A 25,976-nucleotide genomic window follows, 5' to 3' on the forward strand; every position below is an offset into this window, starting at 1 on the left:
GGAGGAGAATTAAATCCGCTTAAATGTGGAAATAAAACAGTAGGAATCTGCAATACTTTATGAATACCATCATAAATACATTTTTAGACCCATAAAAGTCAATCCCAGAAAGTCTCGAACTCTCTTTGGGGTAGCGAGTGATTGACTAGATGGGATTTGTTTAACTTTTAAATACGGTTTAATTATGAGCATAGCAGCCATGGTTGCTTCGATTAAGTTTAATGATCGAAGAAATAGAAGAGAAGCCTTTAGTAATATAAGCGGCACTATAGACACCAAAAGTCAAGGCATTAAAATAGAGCCCGTTTCTGAAGAAACTTTGAAAGAAATCAGAGATAAGCTAAAAAAACAAAGATTAACAGTTTTTAAAAAGCAATTAATAGTTTCTGTGTTTTTAGTAGTTCTTATTACATCCTTCATAATATACATAGTTTAGTTATGGGAGGATATGGCCATAACTTAAGCAATCTTCTTAAAAACAGTAGAAGAAAAGAACGAAAAGCCTATGATGGATGGACAGAAAGTGACGAAGAAAGTCAAGCGATCAAAGTAGAACCTATTTCTGAAGAACAATTGCAAGAAATTAGAGATAAATTAAAAAAACAACGACAAGCACTATTTAGAAGAAGATTGATTGGTTTTGGATTGATAATGCTTTTGGTTGTTGGAATTATAGTTTATACATCTATTTAAAAGATAAAATTATGAACAAAAAATTTATAGGATTAATAGCAGTTTTATTAATGGCAATTGGAGTTTTAGCATTCAACACCTATTATAAAAAAGAAGGGTTGATAAAAAATGGCACTAGCACAATCGCGGTAATAGAAAAAATTTCGACAAACAAAATTGACAATGAATTCTCACCCACTGTAGAGAATATTCATGTCAAATATAAATACACAATTAAGAATAAAGATTATACGAAAACACAGGAGATTTCAAGACATGAACACGATTTGTATTTCTCTAAAACTGGTAAAATAGGAGATTCTGTTATGATAATCTATGATTCTGAAAAACCTACGAATTCTAGAATTGAAAAAATTAAACTCAAGAAATAGTTTTGTAAACTCAGCGTGACATCGGAACTAAAGATTAAATAAAAATCTTTACAAAAATAAGAGATATGACAACTGACATTCATTATACAGAGAAGCAAAAGTTTAGCCAATCTTGGTTATGGCTGTCAATACTCATTTCTGGAATCGTAGCTTTACTCTATCTATTTAATAACAAAGATGTAGGAACTACTACCCTTGTAATCACTGCTTCCTCTTTTGCATTAGTAATTTTAATTTTTGCTTTAATGAAGTTAGAAACGCAAATAAAAAATGACGGAATTTACATCCGATTTTTTCCATTTCATATTAAATTCATACAGTATGATTGGGGTAGTATTAAACAATTATATATTAGAAAATATGACCCAATATATGAATATGGTGGATGGGGAATAAGAATGAATATTAGAGGAAAAGGCAAAGCCTTTAATATTTCTGGAAATATAGGATTACAATTGGAATTCCTAAACAACAAAAAATTATTAATAGGTACCAATAAACCTGAGAAACTTTCTGAAGCTTTGAAAAAAATTGGCAAACTTTAATCGACGCTAAAAACACGTAGAGTAACAACTATGGAAGAAACCAACACAAATAACATACAACTAGACGGCGGAACCTACGAGATCATCCAAAACCGTTTGCAAAAACAAAAAGGAGAACTCCAAAACCGTTTAACACAATTAAATGACGCAAGAAAAGAGGTTTTCGGTAGTGTAGAAACAAAGCTTATTGCTAATAATCGTATCAATACAGAGAATAACTGTATTGCAAGAGATATTGTAACTATAGGAAAGTTTTGTCTTTTTGGATACAATGTACATTTTGGGTTACGAACGGAAATAAAATTAGATGATGTATTTAGTATTTACACATACGCTGATGATCACTTTATAAATAAAAAATTAGATCTTATCAACGATGCTGTTTTTATTGATGACTTCACCAACTTATATAAATACTACAGAAACACCATCTTCTCCAAATTCGCTATTGTTGGTAATTACCTACACATGGTCTTTCAGCTAAGCGAAAGTGTTTCTGACATAAAAACCTTTAAATGGTTAATAAACGAAGACACACTTACCTATGTGGATAATCGTAGTGAACATGAGTTTAAATTTCCAAAACAATATGAATTCGAATGGGTCGAAGTCACACGTGATATGCATCGGTATGGAACACACCCACATATTTCAATTTTAGACAAAGTATTTGTAGAAACTGTAGGTGGAGATCTTACCATTAAAATAGAAGATAATACCGATGATGGAAAAGGAATATATGATGAAGCCGTAGAACACGTAGATCAGACACTTGATGATGGTCAATATCGATATGCCAATCTTGGCAATTTAATTGCGTTAGAGATTAAGCCGTTCCAGGAAGCTCCTAGATATTTTGTGTATAATCATAAAGTACAAGAGGTTAAAAAAATTGAATGCATTAAGGATGCCTGTGTATTACTGCCAGATGATCAAGGAATTATATATCCTAATGGATATTACTTACAATCTGGGGAAGTAAAAATATTCACCAATGAGATTTCTGATGTACAATTTCAGGAAAAAATCAGCTCCCCTAATGGAGAGGATTTCTTATATGTATTCTATGAAAGTGAAAAAGGGTTATATACCTTAATGTCCTATAATGTTATAGAACAAGAAGTAAAAACTCCTATTATCTGTAATGGTTTTACGATTTTACAAGATGGCGAGTTATGTTATTTCAAGACGGAAGATGAGCAAACTAAACACCATGTTATTCAGATATGGCAAACACCGTTCTTAAAAGGAAATGAAATCCCTTCAGAACATACAGATACTTTATTATATAAAATTGGCAATAAAGATATTGTAAAAGCAATGGCAGAATGTCACGCCCTCATTACATTATTAAATAAAGAGGATAACTATGATGGATTGTATGATGATTTGGCCAAGTCATCCAGTGATATTATAGATAGTTATTATTGGATTAGAGAAGATGATACATGTAGATTAGATATCCCATTAGGAGAAATTAGTAATGCGGCTAATGCGGCTATAGATGAGTTCGAAAAAGTAGTACAGCTTAGAAGAACCGCTGCCAATGTGACTAAAGAAACAAAAACAGCCGCTGAAGGTATTTTTGGCAAAATAAAAAGTAGTTCTTTTCGGTCTATTGATGATTTTGTACAAGTATTATCTCAACTACGAACTTTACGTGGAGAAGTTATTGGTTTAAATGATATACGGTACATTGACAAGCAATTTATTACCGATCTTGAAACCGAAATTGCAGAACAAACTGATAAAATCTCTAAGCGTTGTGTACAATTTCTGCTTGATGATAAAGCATTATTACCATACCATGCTCGCGTAGAAGAAAAGCAACAAGAGTTAGAAACCATCAAAAAAGTAATAGACGCTAAAAAATTAGAAGATGAAGTAAATCAAATTGCTAAAGATCTGGAAATGTTGATTGATATTGTGTCAAATCTACAAATCGAAGACACTTCGCATTCTACCAAAATTATTGATAATATCTCTTTAATTTTTGCAACTATTAATCAGCTCAAAGCTGGTATCAAGAATAAAATAAAATCATTGGGAAGTAAAGAGGCTAATGCCGAGTTTGCAGCTCAGTTAAAACTTGTAGATCAGAGCATTATTAACTATCTCGATATAGCAAATACTCCCGAAAAGACAGACGAATTATTAAATAAAGTGTCTGTACAACTAGAAGATTTAGAAGGAAGATTTGCCGATTTCGAAGAGTTTATTACTCAGATCATTGAAAAGCGCGAAGAAGTATACAATGCGTTTGAAGCTAGAAAAAACAGCTTGATCGAAGCTAGAAACAAAAAAGCTGTTGCCCTTGAAAACGCGGCAAACCGAATATTAAAAGGTGTAACCAAAAAAGCATTAAGTTTTGATTCTACAGCCGATATTAACGGATATTTTGCATCTGACCTAATGATCAACAAACTCCGAGACATCATTACGAATCTAATGGAGTTAGACGATGCAGGTAAAGCAGAAACTATTGAAACTGCTTTAAAAGTTGCTAAAGAGGATGCAACAAGAAAACTAAAAGACAAACAAGATCTTTATGAAGATGGTGAAAATATTATCAAACTAGGAAAACATAAGTTTGGTGTAAACAAACAACCATTAGACCTAACAATTGTATATAAGGACAGTACATTACAATACCATCTAACAGGGACTGATTTTTATCAAGAAATTAAAAATGAAACCTTACTAAAATCCAAAAAGTATTGGGATCAAGAATTAATTTCTGAAAACCAGGTGATCTATCGTTCTGCATATTTAGCGTATAAATTATTTACTACTAAAAAAGACGAATTAGCAAATTTAGGAGAGAATGAATTATTAGAACTTATAAAATCCGAAAGTAGTAAGAACTATGCAGAAGGGTATGTAAAAGGAGTTCATGACGAAGATGCTGCAATGATTCTAAAAGTTTTGGTAAACAAAAACAAGGATCTTGGTTTATTACGATATGACTCACTATCTAGGTCGTATGCGCAATACTTTTGGCATAGTTTAAATACTGAAAAGAAATCCTATTGGAATGAAACTATCAAAGCCTCTGGAGAAGTTTTAAAAATCTTCTCAGATAGTACAGAATATAAAACTGTACTTAAAGATTTAGAAAACGAAATTGTAATTTTCGCTGATGAAGCAAAGTTATTTGACAAAAAATATAAAAATACTATTAGCAATTATCTTTTTGATGAATTACAAACAGATGACATCTTTTGCATTAGTCAAACTGCAAATGAATTACATGATTCCTTTTTAACTGAATTAAAGAAGAAAAAGGTACTTACCAAATTTAAGAAGTCATTAGAATTAACAAATGAAAAAAGTCAGAAAGATTTAATACGCTTAACATTACAATGGATAACCGCCTATCTAAAAACACATCATCCTAAGAAAATTGAGTATGCACAAGAAATTGTTTGTGTTTTATTATATAAAAAGGAATCAATTTCAGAAGTAGTACATGTAAATCCTTCACAAACTATAGAAGGTTTAAATGGAAGTCACCCTACTATTAATGATGGTAACTTTGACTTTAGTTATCACCAATTTATTACTGAATTATCAGATTTCGCTACTATAGAAGTTCCAGCATTCGAAAGATATCGAGAAGCAAAACACACAGTAACCGAAAACTTGAAATCAGATCTTAAACTTGAGGAATTTAAACCTAGAGTATTATCATCTTTTGTGCGTAACAAATTAATTGATCAAGTCTATTTACCATTATTTGGTGATAATCTTGCCAAGCAATTAGGAAGCGTTGGAGATAATAAACGAACGGATAGAATGGGAATGCTATTATTAATTTCCCCTCCAGGTTATGGTAAGACGACTTTAATGGAATATATGGCTAATCGATTAGGATTAGTATTTATGAAGATTAATGGTCCTGCTATCGGTCATGAAGTTACCTCTGTAGATCCAATGGCAGCTAATAATTCTGCAGCAAGAGAAGAGTTAAAAAAATTGAATTTAGCCTTCGAAATGGGTAATAACGTAATGTTATATTTAGATGACATTCAACATTGTAATCCAGAATTTTTACAGAAATTCATTTCACTAGCAGATGGAACTCGCAAGATTGAAGGCGTCTACAATGGAAATCCTAAAACCTATGATTTACGCAGTAAAAAATTCTGTGTGATTATGGCAGGAAACCCATATACAGAAAGTGGAGACAAATTCCAGATTCCTGACATGTTAGCCAATAGAGCTGACATTTATAATCTGGGAGATATTATTGGTGATACAGCAGATTTATTTAAGTTAAGCTTGATCGAAAATGCATTAACTTCCAATCCAGTGTTGCACCAGTTGAGCAGTAAATATTTCGAAGATATTTATGGCCTAATTGAAATGGTCGAATCTGGAACGCAAGAAGGCATAGAATTACAAGGAAATCATACCAAACAAGAAGTACAGGATTATCTAGCGGTATTAGAAAAAGTAGTGACAATTCGAAATACAGTAATGCAAGTAAATGCCACCTATATTAAATCAGCAGCGATGGAAGATTCTTACCGAATTGAACCTTCGTTTAAGTTACAAGGATCCTATCGTGATATGAGTAAACTAGTTGCCAAAGTAGTTCCTATTATGAATGAGAAAGAATTACAAACCTTACTCCTATCTCATTATGAAAATGAATCTCAGACATTGACTAGCGCCGCAGAAGCAAACCTTCTTAAATACAAAGAATTAACTAACACTATTGTTGATGAAGAAACTGCACGTTGGAAAACCATCAAGGAAACCTTTGTAAAAAACAATAAACTAAAAGGGTTTGGTGATAAAAACGAAATGGCGCAGGTATTAGCCCAGATGATGCAATTTAGTGAACATTTATCTGGTATTCAGGAAGTATTAAAAAAGGGATTAGAAAAATAGTAATATGATAAGGTTTAAAACAATAGTCGGTTCCTTAATTTTGTTTGTTTGCATTTGTTCTCTAAACGGTTGTACAAGAAATGATAACACACAATTAGTTAAAGATTATTACAATCAACTGAACCAGAGTAACTATTCTGAATTATCCGAATTTATTGGAGATAGTATAACTATTAGCGAAGGTGATTATAACATGAACTATTCTACAAACGATTACTATCAATTCTTTCAATGGGACTCTGTATTCAATCCTAAATATGAAATATTAGCCATTAAAGAAATTGATAACAAAGTAGAAATAAGTATCTCCAAAACATGTACTCGAATTGAATTTCTAAACCAAAAACCTCTCATCTCTACGGAAATAATAGAAATCAAAAATCAAAAAATTTCCAAAATCAAAAATATAGAAATGGACTCTGATTTTAAGCTTTGGAATATTAAGAGAGGTCAAATGGTAACTTGGATCAAAAAAAACCATCCAGAATTAGATGGTTTTATATATGATCAGACCAAAATAGGTGCACAAAACTATTTAAAAGCAATCGATTTGTATACTAAATCTGAGAAATAAGAATAAAATGATTAAATATGTAATTCGCTAAAACAAATTATCAATGAAGATAAATTACAGCGACTTGGTGTTAAATAAAAACATTCAATATACTCACAACCCTTTTGGAGGTATTGATGACGAAGAGCTATTAGACATTATTGATCCTAAACATTCTTTTGAAGAATTAATCAAAATATTAAACCAAGATCATCCCATTATTATTCAGTTTTTGGGTAAAAAAGGAAGAGGTAAAACTACGCATTTAAGAGCACTACATCAATTAATATCAAATTCGGAAATACACTTTTTAGACCGTAATAGTTATAAAAAAATAACCAACCCAGATAATAGGAATTTATTAATCGATAGCGTGCATCACATCCCTTTAAGAAAAAGGTTGCAATTATGGAAAAGCTCGAACACTTCTTACGTGGTCACAACTCATATACCTCGAAATATAGAATTTCTTTTTTGTAAAAGAAAGTACAAAACTATCCATTTTAAAGGGTTGTCATTAATAAAATTAGAAAGCATCTTAAAGAAAAGGATTGCTCAATATTCATCTATAGAACAAAATAAAGTTATTATAGACACTACAGCATTAAAAATGTTATTGAAACATTATGGAGATAATATAAGAGGGTTATTAAATTTTTTATACGACTGTTTTAAAGTAGAATTTTATGGCTATTAAAGATTATATAAATGTATTTTATTCATTCGAAAACAATAATGGTTTTTCGATAAATACAGGAAATAGTTTTGATATTCGTATTAACCCACAATTGGATATGACGTTTGATCGTGTTATATGCAGTTTACAATACCAAGTCATAGGCAAAGCAATTAGTAATAAAAGTAAAATATCTTCTTTAACTATTGATCAAAATGGTTCATGGAAAAAAAAGAATAATTACAATTATGCCGGAAAATTTGAATTAGGAGATCTACCTCCATCATATAATGGAAAAAATCTGCAAATAATTTGGTGGTTATATTTAGAAGTAGAATTTAAGGAAGAATCTAAATCTAGAATCCAAAACTTACTCTTAAAAGATGTTTTTATTTTTAGCCTCATTAAATCATTTGATGGAAAACATCAAAACAAAAATGTAGTCTCTCTTACAAATCCCAACTACGAATACGCTATTAATAATTTTGATAAAGTATATAAAATTGATCCTTACCTATATTTTATTATAGGGGTTTTCATAATGATCATTACAATGATACTTTATTTTGGTGATATCCTTAAAAAATATTTCTGGATACCAGCAATTGCAGGAATAGGTATCGCTGGGTATGGTCAATACAAAATAAATAGTATTGGATTACTTAAAGAGATTAGGTTTAAAGGCACTCATATTGATAACGAAAAATTTAATTTAGAAATCGCCATACTTAAAAACGAAAAGAAGATATCTTCAGCAAAAATTCGTTATAAGATAATAGAAGAAGTCATTGATGATCGAGGAACTACATCTACTACCTATAAGGAAAACATCTATAACTCAGAAACCAAATCAATCAATCAACCAGTAGCTAAAGTTTTAAGCATTGAATTACAATATCCTTCAAGAAATATCCCTATAGATTTTTCAAGAACAAATGTTCGTTTTTATAGCCAGATTGAAATTAGCTTTCAATTTAAAAACAATACTAGCGGAGTTATAAAACAAGTTTTCCCTTTGACCAAAATTTCATAAATTTCACCTAAAAACTTATAATCTCATAAAAAAAGGGCTGAAATTACTAGTAATTTCGGCCCTTTCAGAAAAATAGTTAGGTAGTTAGTTACCTCTACTGTTTTATAAACTTTAATGTATTCTGATTTTTTCCATCTCTTAGTACCATAAAATAAACCCCAGAAGGGATTCTAGATATATCAACAGTATTACTTTCAGATTCCGAAATAGTTATAGAAGACATAACTTTTCTTCCCGTAATATCGTAAATAGCCGCTTTTCCTTTAGTCAGTCCTTGTATATTAATAATATCCTGGGCTGGATTAGGATATAAACTAGATTCTTGAAGATCAAAATCTTCTACGGATAATGCACAGTCAACCAAAACTTCATCCGGTCCTGTTCCCGTTGGTTTGGTATAAGTTTGCGATAATACAAACTTATCCATTTCTACTCCATCTTCTCTCATAGAAAAAGAAATAGTATGTATTCCAGCAGATGGAACATCTATATATATTAGTTCGGCTTCTCCACAATGGTTTGCATTAGTTCTTTGTTTACTTTCCCAAGTCCATTGATTTTTTCCAGCACACCACTGCATTCGTTGTCCTGATGCTGGCCAAGTACCATTAATCCCAACATGAATTCCATTATCTTCGGATCCTGTGGAATATAATCGTACCCATACAAAATACCTTCCAGGAGTAGTAAATTTCACTTTGTAATCCAAAATACCAACCACACCAGGTGTATTAGAAAAACTTTCTCCATTAACTAGTGGATCATCGTGCGTAACTCTTGTATCTGGTAAAATTTCCAAGTAACCATCTCCACTAGCAGAAGCATGGTGACTAGGGTCTGGATCTGGTGTTGGCGTAGAAACAGTTCCATCTTGAAAATACCATTTTCGCTTATCCGTTTTTGACTGGCTTTCAAAATGCTCTGCCTCTACAGCAACGATTCCATTTTCTTCTAAAGCTACACAACTATTGCTTTCATCTCCACCGCCTCCATCATCATTACAATCTAATTCTAACATAAGTCTTGGAGCATTCGAACCTTCTTTAGATGAAAAAGAAACGTCATTCCCTCCAGTTTGTTTAATTACCAAAGAAACTGTTTCTCCCGCACTAATCCCAGATAAATTCCATTCATATGATTGTCCGTCACTATAGGTCGTATTTAACGATCCTAAAAGAGCTCCTTCTTCAGGTTTATTGCTATTCGACAAGGTACTTTCTGTCCAGTTATTTGATGTTCCTTTATACACTTCGATAAGTCCATTACCTCCATCCGTACTAACAGAAAGTTGAAGTTTTACTCCCGTAATAGTTTCTGATGGAGTTGGCACCACAAACTGTAAATAAGACACTCTATTACCACTTTCTACTCTCAAGTCTGAAGTATTAAACAACGTAGTTCCTTGCAAATAAGCATCCTGAGAAGCCGAAACATTTTGCAAATTATTACAATCTGTTCCATCAGATTCTCCCTTAATTAAAGCTACCCAGTCATTATTGTCTGGTGCTGAGATCGAACTAGACACGGTAGTTGCACCACTTAAACTCCCACCTGATCTTGGGTTATACCATTGCACTTCCCATGTTCCTGAAGGCAAATCTATATTAGTAGATCCTCCATCAGGGAGATATACTGCATAGACTTCACCAGCTTTAGCAAAAACATAATCATTACCATTAGAAGTAATTTCATCTGCACTTATCATTTCTGTCAAGTAAGGCTGTAAATAATTATTGAAGAAATCAAGAGCATATCCTCCTTCTTTATACTTATTACCTCGTTTCCTATGATCATTTCCATTGATATCTCCATCATCATCTGTGTAACCACTATAATACTCCACTCCTGTTCCTCCAGCCATTAATGTAGCCCATAAAACATCTTCTCTTACTTCTTTGTCAGAAACTCGAATTCCTTCTCCAGCGCTACCTTGTTCATCATTAGCAACGATCCATTTTTTACCAGCATTTCTTGATTTTTCAAGCCATCTTCTTACATCATTATGCACATTACTTTTATTAGTCTGTATGGATGCTCCTGTAAGCTCAGAACTAGATCCTAGTAATGGATCATATCGTTGATCTTGTTGATTCGGGTATGTATGTATTACTATATTGTGATCATAAGGGTCTAAGTCTTTAATGTAACTAGCTGTACTTTTTGCAACATTATCAGTAAGCGTTGTTTCTTCGGTAAGGTTCCAATTAAGTGCTAAATGATGCCCAAAACGAGCAATCAGCTCTCGATAATATAATTTTCTTTCTCTTCCAAAACCATTTCCATCCATCAAATTATCATTTTCAGTTTCCATGGTTTTAAAATGTAGATAAATACCTTTTTTATCAGCATATTCCATGACTTTTTCCCATTGTGCCATCTTAGAAACATCAAAACGATCTTTATTCACTTTACTCCACTGCTGATTTCGCGCAGTATTTCCATATTCCTCAAGAGACACTTGTAAAGTATGCGGAAAAACTGCTCCTCCATCTCCACTCGAGTTCCAAGTCAAAAAAGACATTACATTAGCACCTTGCTCAGAAAGATAGTTTAACATTCCTAAAATCTCTGTTCCCTTATCATTGTCCCAAGTATAAGTGCTTGCATCTGCGGCAACATAATCTTGTTGATGTGGTTGCCAGGTTTTACTTCCTATCTTGTTTAAATTATTATTATAACTAGGTGTAGCATCAAAATCTACATAATTCAGCGCATTTTCTGGAGAGTCAGCTCCTGCCTTTATAAACCAAGGACCATTAGGGTTATCTGGATCATTTCCTATATGCTTTAAGTAATGTTCTCCTACATATTTTAACCTTCCTAGGTCTTTACTTCTAAAATCCCTTCCTAATTTATCAGATTCTATCACGTTAAAAGACCCTGTCACTCCATCCATAAATCCAGCACTAGATCCACCGGCATTAATAGCCACATCAGATCCTGTAGTAAACTGGGCGGACCAATTCCAAGTTCCTATTTGACTAGGACTAAAATGTACTTGCCAGATATTACCCGCATCACAACTGGAATCAGCAGCATCAGAACATCCCGCATAAAAACCTGGAACTACATAACTCAAACTTCCATTAGTAAATGTTACATCCAATCTATAATCCGAAAATGGATTTGTAGTTGCAGATTCTGAAGTATTAGGCCCTTCAAAAGATAATGTGATTTTATGCCAACGTTTTAGTTCTCCTTGAGGATCTTGGGCACTGACAGCAAGTACACTAAATACACATAGTGCAATAAGTTTTAATCGAGTTGAAATAATCATTGTGTGGTTAATTTTAATATTGAGTTCTTTTTAATTGACTCCGAAAAATTTACGAATTTAAAATCCCTAATTCTCAGTTATAAGTTCAGTTATATTCAAAAAAAGTGTAATTAAACTATAACGTAATCAAGCACACTATAGTGTGCTTTGTCTACCTCTAAATAGTATTCGTAAACAAAAAACCAATATTCGCAAACATTTGATTATTATTCGAATAGAGCCTATAAAGATCTGTTTCTTCAGAAAAATCTAACTAAAAAACTTGTACCTCTTTAGATATAAAGCAATTCATATTTTGTAATAGTTCTAAAAAATGTTTACTTTTACATAAGCACTTATATAAATACTTATGAAAGATTCTTTACAAGAATTTGGAGAATTAGGTTTAGGTTCCAGATTAAATAGATTAAGTGAATACTTAATGAAAGAAACTCAAATTATATATAATAGATTACAGATAGATTTTGACCCCTATTTATTTCCAATTTTTAAAATTATCGTGGATCAAAAAAACACTACAACTTCAGAAATACAAGAACAATTACAATATACACAACCAGCGATCACACAAGCTATAAAAAAGCTTCTAACAAAAGGGTTAATTAAATCCGAAGTAGATAAAACCGATAAAAGAAAAAAACTTTTCCAACTATCTCCCAAAGGTAAAAAAACACACGTCCAGCTCATTCCTGTCTGGGATGCTATTGACAAACAAGTAAAATGGCTTACCGAAGGATCTTCTATTAGTTTAACTCGTCATTTAACGTATATGGAAAATCAGTTTAAAGAAAAATCTTTAAGTAAACGCATATTAGAAAACATAAAATAATCACTATGGACTCCAAAGGACAAATAGAAATCATCCCGTTTGACTCAAAATACTCAAAAGACTTTGCAGACCTCAATGTTGCCTGGCTAGAAAAATATTTTGTAGTAGAACCTCACGACGTTGATCTTTTAGAACGATGTGAAGAAACCATTATCCAAAATGGAGGATATATTTTCTTTGCTAAGTCTAATACTACAATTGCAGGAACATTTGCACTCATCAAAAAACAAAATGGAATTTATGAATTAGGTAAAATGGCCGTTTCACCAGAATTTCAAGGACAACAAATAGGGCAAAAATTGATGTCATTTTGCATAGATTTTGCAGAAAAACAACACTGGACAAAAATACTTTTATACTCTAACACTGTCCTAAAAAATGCAATTCACATATATAAAAAATTCGGTTTTGTAGAGATTGATTTAGAAAACGATTCTCCTTACCAACGAAGCAATATTAAGATGGAATTAAAATTTTAAATAAAATAAAGCCCGCCTTACAAACACACATGTTAGGCGGACCTTTTCATTAGATAAACGTCTCTACTTAATTACTAGAATTTATGGTTATTGTATAATTTTTTCCGTAATTATTATCCCAATATTCCTTCCCGTTTACTCTGTAAACTACCGCATATTCCAGTTGATTTTGTGAAGCATTCAACCCCACATACCCTTGCCACCTTTCTATACCAAAATTGTTAGGACTCCGTATTGTATAAAATGGGCCATTTGACCAAAACTGTCGATATATCAATGGCAAATACTTTTGGGTTTCCCATCCATCAGAAGAATAAACTACTCCAACTTCTTTGTTAGGAGCTAGATTTCTAACATCTACAGTAATACTGAACCTATTTTTATCTTCATAAGGAGAATACGAGAAGCTTGCAAAATCAGTATCTACGCTAACATTAAGGCTTGCGTCTGCAAAGAAAGCACCTTCTGTACGTGACATTGAATAATTAGACCCATTATTGTTATCCCAATATGTAACTCCATTAACATCGTACCTTATAACAAATTCTTTATCGTATACTTGATCAACACTATATCCTCCTAAACTATATGTGCCAGACCAAATCTCATTTTGACCATTATCTATACTCCTATCATATGCTAATGGTATTTCGTCCCAACTTCCATCTAATTTTTGATGATATACATTCACATTCTTATCGTAGGCCAAGTTTGCTACTTTGACCGTAAATTTTCTAGTATAGGACTGATAACCTCTATAGAAACTATAGCTTGTCCAAGCTTTTGTAAGCTTTACAGGACTTAAGTTTTTAAGAAGCGGATCATTCTTAGTTATAGTGTCTTTTTGGTTTTCAATAAAATCATCTTCTGTGTTACAAGATAGAACGACTAAACTGATAAATAAATAGAAATACTTTTTCATTATAAATGATTTGTGTTTATATAGTTGATTAATAATTAACTTTATTTAAGGTGTAATTATTTCCATAATTATTATCCCAATATTCTTCTCCATCCACTTTATAAACAACAGCAAATTCAATAGATTGCACATCATCCGGGACTCTAATAGATGTATTATAAATGTCAACATCAAACTGATTTGGACTCATAATATAATGCGCATATCCAACCCTAAAATATCTTTGATACGTTAGTGGAACGGTACTTTTTGTTACCCAACCATCAGTAGTGTAAACAACCTCTGCTGTAGCCACTGCTCCATAATTACGCTTAGCATTTATATTGATAACAAAAGATCTTCCCGCAGATCTTGTAAAACTTTTATTTATCTCAACTTCTGTTTCTGAAGATAAATAACCTCCAGTATTTACCAACATACTGTAGTTCTTACCTTGATTATTATCCCAATATGTTTCTCCATTTACTGTATATTTTACTACAAAATCTGTACTATAGACTTCGTTGTCAGGAGTAACCTCTCCAACCCAAATCTCCTCATCATCTCCAATAGATTGTTCATATGCAAGGGGAATATCAGTCCAATTACCATCATTCATTAGATGATGAATGGCTACTTCTTTTTGATATGCTAAATTTTTGATCTTTACTTTAAACTTCCTTTGATAATTTATCTGCACAGGACTGCTTCTATTCGCTGTCCAAGCACTCAATAGTTTTACATTCTCAGAACTGTTTTTTGAAGCTAGTTCAATCGATTTTGATTCAAAGTTCATAGTATCTATATCCGAAGTACAAGAATATAGAGCTAGAATTACACTTAGTACTACATAAATTTTTCTCATAATTTTGGTTTTAAGTTTTTGTTGTTAAGACGATAATTGCAAAAAATACTTTTCGAAAAGTTTAGTTCTTAGCTTTTGCAGCTACTATGAAGTAAGCGAAGAAAAATTCCCTTAACAATTTCAAGGGATATTTTTAACATATTTTTTAACGAAAAACGTTTTCGGAAAGACTAGATTTTAACTTTTTTTTGTGCTTTGTTTTTTTGGAATTATGGAGTGTAATTATTTCTGCTTTTTAAATAAGAAAACTATTGTTGATATCGAAAATATTTCGTCTTAATTCCGAAAATATTTAGTAGGCATACCCAATAAAAATTGGCAAAACGCAAACAAAATTAGTTTTATAGTTCTTATCAAGAAAAAATACTCCTACAATAAAAAACCACAGTTAATCCACTTTTTATCAAAGGGGTCTTTCCCCCTTTTTTTCAAAAAGACAAAACAAAACACTATCCATTTTAGCGCAACAAAGCCACTGTAAATCAAGACTTTCTTTAGCTCAATTTGCAATTGCAGCCGTTCTAAATTTTTTAAAACTATTTAAAATGGTATTTTTAATTCATAAAGCTTAACAAAAATTAAGTTTTAGCTAACTAATATTTTGGTTAAAACCAAAATCACACAAACACTTATTAAACCTATCAAAAAATGAAACTACAAACCAACCCTATCAAACAGTACCTGATAATTGCTTTTGCATCTTTATTAGTGATTTCCTGTAAAGACAGTGTACAGACTAACACAGCAGAGGTAGAAAAATTTAAAACTACTATCAAACAAAAAGACAGTGTTATTAACGAGCTAAAGAGACAATTAGGCAATATCTCTAATGACAAAAGGGCTCCTGAAAACATCATACAGTCTGGTTTTGCTAAGAAGATTTATCATTTATACAATGACAGAGAAGATCTAATTAACGAAGTTGTTGGAAAAGATGGTGTAGGTGAACCGTTTAAAGCAACACGATCATTATTTTATGACATCGATGAATTACAAAAATACATTCGATATGTAAAAACAAAGTCTCGTAAAGCTGGAGAGAAACCATCTGGATTTAGATTCTATTTTGCATTATACCCAGAAGATTATGTTAGAAATAAAGAAGATAAACGATATGCTAATAGACAAACTTTTTTCATTGCACCTACGAAAGCAGTAAAGGATGCTGCAGGAAACATAGAACACTTAGGATATACACTAGACAACAATTTTACCGTAGAATTGTTAACTGAAAAAATTGGACTGGATAGTAGAATGGACAAAGATGGAAATTTGCAGAAAGCAAGCTTTTTTAACTTTAGCACATTGTTAGAGGATGAAGAGAATAGTTTGATTGCTAATGAATTAACCGGATCACCTCCAAAGGGAAAACAATAGTAAAACAAAAATGAGTTTAAGTAATGAGTTTTTAAATATCTTAATGAAAATCGGTATTGGAGTAGAAACAACAACCGCTATTTTTGCTACAATCTATTATTATAAATATAAAAATACCGTTTTATTAAAATATTTTATTTATTTACTATGGTACGTGGTATTTAATGAATTACTAGGGTATTACATAAGATCATTGGATCTTAAAAATGCAATTATTCATAATATTTACAACTTAGTAAATTTCACTTACTTGTTATTATTATACAGACATCATTTTAAAAACAAAAAAAACAAAAAAGCAGCAGTACTTTTTATTATTTTGTACATTTTAACTTTTGTTGTTAATGGTTTTTTTGAAAATTATTTAATAGAACATCAAAGGTTTCCGTACATAATTGCTGCGATATTTTTAGTAATTACTATTTTACTGTACTTTTTTGAAATCTTAAATTCAGAGCAGGTTCTACATGCCAAAAAGAATCTACTCATTTGGATAAGTTTTGGACTATTGATCTACTTTGTAGGGAATCTCCCTTTTAGAATTTTAAGAAATTATTATTTAGAATTGACCGATGCTACGATACATTTTTTAGTAATATTCACTTTAACAGTTATAATGCATTTTTGTTTTATTATTGGGTTTATATGGAGCAACAGGAAACAGCAATATTAATAGCCACTGCAGTACTTGTAGTATTGGTAATACTAATTCTAACACTTTTTTGGGTATTCCAAAGAAGAAAGAACAGTTTATTATTACAACAAAAGGAGGCAGAGAAAAAGTTTGAAAGAGCTATTGCTGAGACCCAAATAGAAATACGAGAAGAAACTTTGCGTAATATCAGTTGGGAATTACACGATAATATCGGCCAACTACTTACCTTAGCAAAAATACAGGTAGACGTAGCTAAAGAAGATCCTAAAAGACTTCCCGAAGTAACAGAAACGATCACTAAGAGTCTTACAGAGCTGAGAGCTTTGTCTAAATTGATCAACCCTGATGCTATTAAAAGCTTAAGCCTTACAGAAGCAATCGCGCTAGAGGTAGAACGTTTTAATAGATTACAATTTATTGAGGCTACCTTAAGCAGTAATACCGAGGTAAGAGCATTAGATGATAAAGCGGAGATAATTATTTTTAGAATATTACAAGAGTTTTTTAGTAATACCATCAAACACTCTAAAGCCTCTAAACTTAATGTAAACGTTCGGTATGATCAGGAAAAACTGGTCATTGACGCAAAAGACGATGGCGTAGGATTTGATATGAAAGATCTTAAATCAAAGAAAAAAACTGGTATAGGATTATGTAATATGCAAAATAGAGGTAAATTAATAAATGCAGAAGTTAGCCTAAACTCTGCTAAAGGTAAAGGAACAGCTATTAACTTGATGTACTATTATAAAAAAATAGAAACAGAAGAGGAAGACAACTTATAATAAAGCCTAAACAACAGGTTTTTCACACAAAACATATACCCATGAAATACTCAGTAGTTATTGTAGAAGATCATATCTTATTATCCCAGGCATTAGCAGGGTTAGTAAATGGATTTTCTAAATTCAAAATATTATACCTGTGTAAAAACGGACGCGAACTACTCACGAGACTAAAAGATCCAAAAAATATCCCAGATATTGTACTTATGGATATCAACATGCCCATCATGAATGGAATCGAAACCACAATTGCGCTAAAAGAGGAATATCCAGATGTTAATGTACTCGCTCTTTCTGTAGAAGAGGATGAAAAAACAATTCTTAAAATGCTTAGAGCTGGTGCCAAAGGATATTTACTAAAAGACACTGAAAAAAGTATTTTAGAAAATGCATTAGTCGAAGTACAAGAAACAGGCTTCTATCACACCAAAGATGTCACTAATTTATTACTAGGTTCTCTAAATCCTAAAAAAGAAAACAAAGTTGTACTAAAAGAGCGTGAAATGGAATTTATTAAACACGCCTGCACGGAAAAGACATATAAAGAAATAGCTAGCGATATGTGTCTAAGTCCCAAAACTATAGAAGGCTATCGGGATTCTATTTTTGAAAAACTACATTTAAAAAACAGAACTGGTTTGGTAATTTATGCAATAAAGAATAAAATTTTTATTCCGTAATTTCTGTAATCTATCATTATAACGATTGTAAAAAATCTTCTTGATTAAGGTAATAAATCGATTTTGGCGCGTTTATTGATCAGTTGCATAAAATAGTTTTATGTAACACATATAAAACTATCATCTTTTTAAGAAAACTAACCATCGATTACCTACAGAAATACGCCGTATTTTGTTTATTTTTGTGAGTATAAGAACATTGACATTTTTATGCTAAAGCAACAACTAAATTTTAAACTTTCTCAAAAACTTTCTCCTCAACAAATACAGTTGATGAAGCTAATTCAGCTTCCAACTCAAGCTTTTGAACAACGTTTAAAGCAAGAAATGGAAGAGAATCCTGCACTAGATAGCGGTAAGGAAAAAGCTGATGAATACGAGGATGCGTTTAGCAACGAAAATACGGGTGAAGACGATTACGGTAACGAAAAAATAGAAACCGACATCAATGTAGATGAATATCTTAGTGATGATGAAATCCCTAGTTATAGATTAAGCTCCAACAACTATAGTGCTGATGACGAAGAAAAAAATGTTCCATATGCATCAGGAACATCATTTCATCAACATTTGGTAAATCAATTAAACACCTATCGATTTGACACAGAAGAGCGTGAAATTGCAGAATTTTTAGTAGGAAGTATTGACGAAAGTGGTTATATCAGAAGATCTGTAGCTGATATTTTAGATGATCTTGCTTTTACTCAAAACGTATATACTACCGAAGAAAAAATTGAAAGTATTTTCAAAACGGTACATCAATTAGATCCGGCAGGTGTTGGAGCAAGAAATCTTCAAGAATGTTTGTTGATCCAACTCAATAGAAAAGAAACTACCATACCGATCAAATTGGCAACAATGATCTTAGAAAAATCTTTTGATCACTTTAGCAAAAAGCATTATGAAAAGCTTTTGACTAAATTTGATATCAACGAAGATTTATTAAAAGAAGCAATTGAAGAAATCGAACACCTTAATCCTAAACCTGGTGGAGCTTACGCAGGAAACAATAAACTCATAGAGCATGTAGTCCCAGATTTTACTATTAGAATTGCAGAAGGTGAGTTAGAACTTACACTAAATGGTCGTAATGCTCCTGAATTACACGTATCTAGAGAATATAACAATATGCTTCAAGGCTATAAAGCTAGTAAAGAGAAATCAAAATCTCAGAAAGATGCGGTTATGTTTATAAAGCAAAAATTAGATGCTGCCAAGTGGTTTATTGAAGCAGTTAAACAGAGACAGCAAACACTTTTTTTAACAATGAGTGCAATAATGCACTACCAACAAAGTTATTTCTTAAGTGGAGACGAGCGTAATCTTAAACCTATGATCCTAAAGGACATTGCTGATGAGATTGATATGGATGTAAGTACAGTTTCGAGAGTAGCGAATAGTAAATATGTGGATACACCATACGGAACTAAATTAATTAAAGAATTTTTCTCCGAATCTATGACCAATGATCAAGGAGAAGAAGTTTCTACAAGAGAAATCAAAAAAATACTGGAAATTACAATAGGAGAAGAAGACAAGAAGAAACCGCTTACTGATGAGAAGTTAGCTAAAATTCTAAAAGAAAAAGGATATCCTATTGCCAGAAGAACTGTAGCCAAGTATAGAGAACAATTAGATATCCCTGTCGCTAGACTACGAAAAAAGATTTAATGAACTTTTTACTAAAAAGTATTTCTTATATTTTTCATCCTATATTGATGCCTATAGCAGGCTCAGTTATTTATTTTATTACCGCTCCAAGGTTTATTCCAGAAAATATTATTCAAGCTAAAATTTTTGGACTGGTGGTAGTCACAATACTTATCCCAATCGTGCTTTATTTCTTTCTTCGTACAATTGGTGTTGTAACCTCTATCCACCTAGAAGATGTAAAGCAGCGTAAGATTCCTCTACTTTTACAATCATTAATACTACTTTTAGTAGTTAAGATGATTATAGATGCATACAATTATCCTGAATTATACTTTTTCTTTCTTGGTGCATTATTGTCATCTTTAACAGCAATTTTTATTGTATTTTTTGATATAAAGGCTAGTTTACACATGATTGGTTCTGGAGCAGTAACCATGTTTACTATTGCGTTGAGCATTCATTTTGAGACAAACCTTATACTTCTTATTGCAGCAATGATTTTTGCCAATGGTTTAGTAGCCACATCAAGATTACATTATAAAGCGCATACGAACCTTGAACTCACATTAGGTTTTCTGATTGGTGTAATTCCCCAATTGACTTTAATTAATTTTTGGTTATAAGATATAGAACATCAGACCTATCTTAGCAGTAGTTAGACCAACTTCTTCATTGCCAATCTTTGCATTATCATTAAATAGAGGGTTTAAACTATAATAAAAATGAAAATTAAATGTATTCCAACCAAAAGTAAAGGTTGCGCCTACCCTCCAACGATTTAATTCATCGATTTTAGTTTGTCTAACTCGATTTCCCGGTTGTTCAAATTTAGCATCAAAATAATAAAGGTAACCAATCCTTAGCCCAGTATAAATTCTCCAAAACTTATGAGTTTCCGGCACAGATGTTCTCCACCTAAACTCTAATGGTGATTCTACGATATGAGTAACGAATTTATTTTTATCAAAATCAACACCATCAAGACTACTAAAAATACTCTGTCCAGAATCTAAGTCTTCACCTATAAAAAGATTTTGACCATATGTATTTACAGAATATCCTAACCCTAACCCTATAGCTATATTTCTTTTCTTATTTATTGGCATATCCCTAGTATACCCCAAATGCAAGCCTCCAGAAAATCCTGATTGACTTATATCAGAAGGAGTATTCCAAAGCAAATTAAAAGTAAAACCCGCATAAAATTGATCTTCTCTATATAAAGAATCTAGCACTTCTTCTTTTTGCAAACCTAGCGTATCCACCTCTTGAGCATATCCAGAAATCGTAGCTATAGAAGCACACACAACTACCAATAGTTGCTTAACTTGATTAACATATTTATACATCAAACTCATATAGTTCACTAAAATAAATCTATTTCTTTAGAAATAATGGCACTTTTTAAAAAAGAATAAGAATTCCACGAGTACTCATGGAATTCTTATAAACATCCTTTACTACATCATTCTAAATTTTTAATCGCATCACCTGTTTGTGTGGTATAATTAATCTTAAGCATTTGAACGGATCTTAACTCATTTTTGATATCACCTACAAGTCCCATTTTAGTACTCTTATCAACTTTTAAAGCGGTCGTTAAATATGGTCTCAATTCTTTTGGTTTTGACTTCATCTCCTCCAAAACAAAAGGTTGGATTTCTCGAATATCAGCAAATTTATCATTAAGCTGAACTCTAGCTTCAGTACCGATATTTTTATATCTAGAGCTAGGTTTTCCTGCATAAATATGTATTACCATATTCTTTTTATCCAACTTCTCTACCTGATCAGCATATGGTAATTCGTTTTTAACAATCAACGTATCCTTACGCATAACAGTCGCAACCATAAAGAAAAACAGTAGCATAAAAACAATATCTGGTAAAGATGCTGTAGAAATTACTGGTAAGCTTGCTTTTTGTTTATTTTTAAATATAGACATAATCAATGGTTTTTAAATTATTATAATGAAGCGGTAACTGGTTCAGCTTCTGAAAGCTTTTCTGGATACATTAACCTAATTTGTTTTATTTGATCCTTAAGAAGTGTTTTATCACCGGAATAATTAGCATCCTTAAGATATGCTTTCATTAACTTAAAAGACATCCCATAGACCCTAAGAGCCTCCCTATTCCTTAATTCCTCATATGCACTTATAAGTTCATTCTGAACTGCTATATAAGCCTCATAGTTCGTCTCTCTACTATTTACAAGAGATATAACTGCTTTATCAGGATTGTCCGAAGACTTAGGGTCTCTTGCCCCTTTGCAATAGCTACAAGACTCTGCTTCTACTCCACCACCGTTATCTAAAAAGGCGATTGCTGCCGTTTTCAGATCTTTTAAAGCCAAAGGTCTCTTCTCTACAAACAATTCATTTAATTGATTTAGCTCTACTCGAAACAAATTTTTCTCTTTAATAAGGATATTACTCTGTTTATCCTCTGGTGGCGGAGGCAACCTTCTACTAATACCATAATCAGTCTCAATCGTAGTACTTACTAAAAAAAAGATCAATAATAAAAAGGCGATATCCGCCATGGATCCTGCGTTTACTTCTGGTGCTAATCTTCTAGCCATAATAATTTATATTTAGTTAATAATCACTTACTAAATCACAGGTGATATTATTAAAAACAAGTATTTGGAAATCCAACAATGCTACTCTACAAAATCACATAAGAGCAATTCGTGTAAAACATCAATTAGATTGTAACCGTATATTTCTATCAATTCAATATCACAATTTGGAAGGTTAGATATTGATCATATGAGCAGACCACAGTTACATTATAAGCAACAATTGTTATGCCACTATAGCGTATTAGCAGAGAAGAATATCAAAATAATTATAAACCCTTAAATATAAATAGCAAGTAAAACTATAAAAGATCATATTGGTTTTGAAGAATATAATGGCTAATTTATGAGGTATTAAACAAAAAAAAACCTGCTACTAGAGCAGGTTTTTTTTAATATATTAAAGTAAATCTTTAACCGTTACTGTATATTACCGGTAGCTTCACCTTGTCTTGTGGTATAGTTAATTTTCAGCGCTTGAACTTCTCTCAATTCTTTTTTAATATCGCCAACAAGACCCATATTTGTTTCTGTATCCACTTTTAGAGCAGTAATCAGAAAAGGAACTTCCTCTTCCCTTTTAGCAGCTCTTTCAGCTAAAATAAAAGGTTTGATATCACTTACTTCAGCAAATTTATCATTTAACTGAATTCTCGCCTGAGTACCAGCACTTGCTGAATATCTCGAACTTGGTTTTCCAGCATAAATATACATTACTAAGTTTTTCTTATCCAACTTTTCTGTCTGATCAGCTTGAGGTAATCTATTTTCTATTTTAAGATTATTCTCCCTCATTACTGTTGCAACCATAAAGAAAAACAGTAACATAAATACGATATCAGGTAAAGACGCTGTTGAAATAGCGGGTAATTCACCACCTTTTTTCTTTTTAAACTTAGACATAATTACGTTTTTATGTTTTACTTATTTCTTTGGTTCTGCTTCAGATAGTTTTTCAGGAAACATTAACTGTATCTGTTTAATCTGATCTTTAAGTCTGTCTTTACTACCTGAGTAATTCACATCCTTAAGTTCTGATTCCATCTGAGTAAATGACTTCCCGTATAATCGCTCTGACTCTCTATTTCTTAGTTCTGTATATGCCGCAACTAATTCATTTTGCACAGCTATATACGTACCATAACTAGTTTCCCTGTTATTACGTAGAGAGATTACAGCTTTCTCCGGGTTATCCGAAGAACTTGGACTTTTTTCTCCTTTACAGTAGCTACAAGCTTCATCACCGCTTCCTCCACCATTATCCAAAAAGGCAACAGCAGCAGCACGTAAATCCTCCAACTTCATTGGAGCTTCCTCTACTAAAAGGTCATTATTTTTGTTCAATTCTACCACAAAAATATTTTTTTGCTTAAGAATTGGAGGCTCAACGGTTTCATCTAAAGGCGGTGGTAACTTACGACTAATACCTCTATCCGTATCAATGGTTGTAGTAACCAGAAAGAATATAAGAAGTAAAAATGCAATGTCCGCCATAGATCCTGCGTTAACCTCAGGTGCTGATCTTCTTGCCATATTATTTACCTATTAATTTTTTAACTCCAGATAATGCCATCATACCGACAGCTATTGCTGCTAAAAAGTAGAAGGCATAAATACCAGTTCCTACTAATTTAGATCCACTTGCTGAAAGCACTTCTCCGTCTTTCATCGGTGTTTCAACTCCTTCAGCCATAACATATCCTATACCAATCACCACTAAAAAAGCAACGATTCCTATACCAGCTTTCTTAAGACCTGCAGGGTTTTTAGCTAATGCTGAAAAAACTGCAACCAAAGTTGCTATTACAATAATAACAAAAATTACTAAAGTAAGATTGTACATAGGGCTAACCAATGAAGTAGCTTCTGCGAAAGCCGATGAAGAAGTATCTTTCACCAAATCCTTCGCTTCTGTAATACCATAGTTATCCATAAGTGTTGTAAAATTACCATTCATTAAGAACAATAATATAGCACCTATTGCACCTACCGCGAGAACAACGTATGATAATATTTTTGAAATTTTCATGTGACTAATTTTTTACTGAGCTGTTATTATACATAACAACTATATAATTAATAATAAATGTTTTTATACTCTATCGATTTTATTAATCTGAAATAAAATCTAAAAAGGCATTTACTATTTTTTGTTTTTGTAAGCTACTAACATATCGATTAAAGTAATCGATGCATCTTCCATATCATTTACTATACTATCGATCTTAGCAATAATGTAGTTATAAAATACCTGAAGGATAATTGCAACAATAAGTCCAAATACCGTAGTAAGAAGTGCTACTTTAATACCACCTGCTACAAGAGATGGTTGCATATCTCCAGCCGCTTCAATTTTATCAAATGCATCAATCATACCGATTACTGTACCCATAAACCCAAGCATTGGTGCAAGAGCAATAAATAAAGATACCCAAGATACATTCTTCTCTAATTGTCCCATTTGAACACCTCCGTAAGCTACTACTGCTTTTTCCGCAGCATCAATGCTTTCGTCAGCTCTATCAAGACCTTGATAATATATAGATGCAACAGGTCCTTTTGTATTTCTACAAACTTCTTTTGCTGCTTCTACTCCACCACTATTTAAAGCATCTTCTACATTTTGTTGAAGTTTCTTACTATTCGTAGTAGATAAATTTAAAAAGATAATTCTTTCAATTGCTATCGCAAGACCAAGAATCAAACATAAAAGAACGATTCCCATAAAACTAGGACCTCCTTCTATAAAACGTTTTTTCAGGTTTTGGTGAAAGGATTCCTCCGCTGCTGCAGGCTCATCTGCATCCTGAATAGTTGTTGTTACTGGAGCAATTAATAATTGCACGTTTGCCGTTAACTGGGCTGGAGCAGTAGCTGCTTGTATATTTCCAAAAGCCATTACTGTTGCGATTGCCAGAATAGAAAATAGTCTTTTCATTGCGCTGATTCTTAATTTTAATTAGTTAAAGGGTTAAAGATAAAAAAATATTACAAAATCCATTAAAAATTTAATAATAATGCAGAGAGGAAGGGATTCGAACCCTCGATACGCTTTTGACGTATACACACTTTCCAGGCGTGCGCCTTCGACCACTCGGCCACCTCTCTAAAAATTTTTGCCTAAA

General features: G+C 32.1%; 26 protein-coding genes and 1 tRNA gene. 16 read left to right on the forward strand and 11 right to left on the reverse strand.

Annotation, left to right across the window (positions count from 1 at the left end; all coding sequences use genetic code 11):
• The first annotated feature begins 184 nt into the window (after positions 1 to 184).
• The 8 genes from J8L88_RS10520 (at position 185) to J8L88_RS10555 (ending at position 8,767) form a co-directional block, all read left to right on the forward strand.
• Entirely contained in the window at positions 185 to 436 is a 252-nt protein-coding gene (locus tag J8L88_RS10520) for a hypothetical protein (RefSeq protein ID WP_155839690.1), read from the forward strand.
• Between the two features lie 2 nt (positions 437 to 438).
• Positions 439 to 693 (forward strand): hypothetical protein, encoded by a 255-nt coding sequence (locus J8L88_RS10525; protein ID WP_027393398.1) that lies wholly within the window; start codon positions 439 to 441, stop codon positions 691 to 693.
• Between the two features lie 11 nt (positions 694 to 704).
• Positions 705 to 1,064, forward strand: coding sequence for a DUF3592 domain-containing protein (locus J8L88_RS10530; protein ID WP_027393397.1), 360 nt, complete (start codon positions 705 to 707; stop codon positions 1,062 to 1,064).
• Between the two features lie 65 nt (positions 1,065 to 1,129).
• On the forward strand, positions 1,130 to 1,609 hold the full coding sequence (locus tag J8L88_RS23535) for a hypothetical protein (RefSeq protein WP_118388937.1): 480 nt from the start codon (positions 1,130 to 1,132) through the stop codon (positions 1,607 to 1,609).
• Positions 1,610 to 1,639: 30 nt separating this feature from the next.
• Entirely contained in the window at positions 1,640 to 6,505 is a 4,866-nt protein-coding gene (locus tag J8L88_RS10540; protein ID WP_211060702.1) for a DNA repair ATPase, read from the forward strand.
• A gap of 4 nt (positions 6,506 to 6,509) precedes the next feature.
• Positions 6,510 to 7,079, forward strand: a complete 570-nt coding sequence (locus tag J8L88_RS10545; RefSeq protein WP_211060703.1) for a hypothetical protein — start codon at positions 6,510 to 6,512, stop codon at positions 7,077 to 7,079.
• 43 nt (positions 7,080 to 7,122) lie between these two features.
• Positions 7,123 to 7,755: a hypothetical protein gene (locus J8L88_RS10550; RefSeq protein WP_211060704.1), complete on the forward strand. Its 633-nt coding sequence runs from the start codon at positions 7,123 to 7,125 to the stop codon at positions 7,753 to 7,755.
• Complete coding sequence (locus J8L88_RS10555; RefSeq protein ID WP_211060705.1) at positions 7,745 to 8,767, forward strand: hypothetical protein; 1,023 nt, start codon at positions 7,745 to 7,747, stop codon at positions 8,765 to 8,767. Before J8L88_RS10550 ends, J8L88_RS10555 begins: the two co-directional genes overlap by 11 nt.
• A gap of 94 nt (positions 8,768 to 8,861) precedes the next feature.
• On the opposite strand, the gene J8L88_RS10560 is transcribed toward J8L88_RS10555, so the two are convergent.
• Positions 8,862 to 12,044, reverse strand: a complete 3,183-nt coding sequence (locus tag J8L88_RS10560) for a DUF5060 domain-containing protein (protein ID WP_211060706.1) — start codon at positions 12,042 to 12,044, stop codon at positions 8,862 to 8,864.
• A gap of 349 nt (positions 12,045 to 12,393) precedes the next feature.
• Between J8L88_RS10560 and J8L88_RS10565 the strand changes: the two genes are divergently transcribed.
• Together J8L88_RS10565 and J8L88_RS10570 are read left to right on the forward strand one after the other, a co-directional pair.
• Positions 12,394 to 12,873, forward strand: a complete 480-nt coding sequence (locus J8L88_RS10565; protein WP_027393392.1) for a MarR family winged helix-turn-helix transcriptional regulator — start codon at positions 12,394 to 12,396, stop codon at positions 12,871 to 12,873.
• Positions 12,874 to 12,878: 5 nt separating this feature from the next.
• A complete protein-coding gene (locus J8L88_RS10570) occupies positions 12,879 to 13,352 on the forward strand; it encodes a GNAT family N-acetyltransferase (protein ID WP_118388933.1) in 474 nt (157 codons plus the stop codon).
• 67 nt (positions 13,353 to 13,419) lie between these two features.
• Here the strand turns inward: J8L88_RS10570 and J8L88_RS10575 are convergent, their stop codons facing one another.
• Together J8L88_RS10575 and J8L88_RS10580 are read right to left on the reverse strand one after the other, a co-directional pair.
• Positions 13,420 to 14,274 (reverse strand): carbohydrate-binding protein, encoded by an 855-nt coding sequence (locus tag J8L88_RS10575; RefSeq protein ID WP_211060707.1) that lies wholly within the window; start codon positions 14,272 to 14,274, stop codon positions 13,420 to 13,422.
• A 28-nt stretch (positions 14,275 to 14,302) separates the two neighbouring features.
• On the reverse strand, positions 14,303 to 15,118 hold the full coding sequence (locus J8L88_RS10580; RefSeq protein ID WP_118388932.1) for a carbohydrate-binding protein: 816 nt from the start codon (positions 15,116 to 15,118) through the stop codon (positions 14,303 to 14,305).
• 648 nt (positions 15,119 to 15,766) lie between these two features.
• Here J8L88_RS10580 and J8L88_RS10585 point away from each other — a divergent pair.
• From J8L88_RS10585 to J8L88_RS10610, 6 genes are all read left to right on the forward strand, one after another.
• Positions 15,767 to 16,495 carry a hypothetical protein gene (locus tag J8L88_RS10585; RefSeq protein ID WP_211060708.1) on the forward strand — a complete coding sequence of 243 codons (729 nt, stop codon included), beginning with the start codon at positions 15,767 to 15,769 and terminating at the stop codon, positions 16,493 to 16,495.
• A 10-nt stretch (positions 16,496 to 16,505) separates the two neighbouring features.
• Positions 16,506 to 17,168 (forward strand): hypothetical protein, encoded by a 663-nt coding sequence (locus J8L88_RS10590; protein ID WP_159092126.1) that lies wholly within the window; start codon positions 16,506 to 16,508, stop codon positions 17,166 to 17,168.
• A complete protein-coding gene (locus J8L88_RS10595) occupies positions 17,141 to 17,935 on the forward strand; it encodes a sensor histidine kinase (protein WP_211060709.1) in 795 nt (264 codons plus the stop codon). Before J8L88_RS10590 ends, J8L88_RS10595 begins: the two co-directional genes overlap by 28 nt.
• Positions 17,936 to 17,976: 41 nt before the next feature.
• A complete protein-coding gene (locus tag J8L88_RS10600) occupies positions 17,977 to 18,615 on the forward strand; it encodes a response regulator transcription factor (RefSeq protein WP_027393385.1) in 639 nt (212 codons plus the stop codon).
• A 210-nt stretch (positions 18,616 to 18,825) separates the two neighbouring features.
• Entirely contained in the window at positions 18,826 to 20,286 is a 1,461-nt protein-coding gene (gene rpoN / locus J8L88_RS10605) for an RNA polymerase factor sigma-54 (RefSeq protein WP_027393384.1), read from the forward strand.
• On the forward strand, positions 20,286 to 20,891 hold the full coding sequence (locus J8L88_RS10610) for a hypothetical protein (protein WP_027393383.1): 606 nt from the start codon (positions 20,286 to 20,288) through the stop codon (positions 20,889 to 20,891). Before rpoN ends, J8L88_RS10610 begins: the two co-directional genes overlap by 1 nt.
• Here J8L88_RS10610 and J8L88_RS10615 read toward each other — a convergent pair.
• The 8 genes from J8L88_RS10615 to J8L88_RS10650 form a co-directional block, all read right to left on the reverse strand.
• Positions 20,886 to 21,617 (reverse strand): porin family protein, encoded by a 732-nt coding sequence (locus tag J8L88_RS10615; protein ID WP_051336146.1) that lies wholly within the window; start codon positions 21,615 to 21,617, stop codon positions 20,886 to 20,888. The genes J8L88_RS10610 and J8L88_RS10615 overlap by 6 nt on opposite strands.
• A gap of 116 nt (positions 21,618 to 21,733) precedes the next feature.
• Positions 21,734 to 22,213 (reverse strand): biopolymer transporter ExbD, encoded by a 480-nt coding sequence (locus J8L88_RS10620; RefSeq protein ID WP_027393381.1) that lies wholly within the window; start codon positions 22,211 to 22,213, stop codon positions 21,734 to 21,736.
• Between the two features lie 20 nt (positions 22,214 to 22,233).
• Positions 22,234 to 22,851, reverse strand: a complete 618-nt coding sequence (locus J8L88_RS10625; protein ID WP_211060710.1) for a biopolymer transporter ExbD — start codon at positions 22,849 to 22,851, stop codon at positions 22,234 to 22,236.
• A 420-nt stretch (positions 22,852 to 23,271) separates the two neighbouring features.
• Complete coding sequence (locus J8L88_RS10630) at positions 23,272 to 23,754, reverse strand: biopolymer transporter ExbD (RefSeq protein WP_027393379.1); 483 nt, start codon at positions 23,752 to 23,754, stop codon at positions 23,272 to 23,274.
• A gap of 21 nt (positions 23,755 to 23,775) precedes the next feature.
• Positions 23,776 to 24,384, reverse strand: coding sequence for a biopolymer transporter ExbD (locus tag J8L88_RS10635; RefSeq protein WP_027393378.1), 609 nt, complete (start codon positions 24,382 to 24,384; stop codon positions 23,776 to 23,778).
• Position 24,385: 1 nt separating this feature from the next.
• Complete coding sequence (locus tag J8L88_RS10640) at positions 24,386 to 24,880, reverse strand: phosphoethanolamine transferase domain-containing protein (RefSeq protein WP_211060711.1); 495 nt, start codon at positions 24,878 to 24,880, stop codon at positions 24,386 to 24,388.
• Positions 24,881 to 24,994: 114 nt separating this feature from the next.
• Positions 24,995 to 25,789: a MotA/TolQ/ExbB proton channel family protein gene (locus J8L88_RS10645; RefSeq protein ID WP_027393376.1), complete on the reverse strand. Its 795-nt coding sequence runs from the start codon at positions 25,787 to 25,789 to the stop codon at positions 24,995 to 24,997.
• A gap of 82 nt (positions 25,790 to 25,871) precedes the next feature.
• Positions 25,872 to 25,959: transfer RNA gene (locus J8L88_RS10650), tRNA-Ser, on the reverse strand.
• Positions 25,960 to 25,976: the final 17 nt, after the last annotated feature.

The sequence above is a fragment of the Aquimarina sp. MMG015 genome (assembly GCF_018100855.1).
Taxonomy (GTDB): Bacteria; Bacteroidota; Bacteroidia; order Flavobacteriales; family Flavobacteriaceae; genus Aquimarina; species Aquimarina latercula.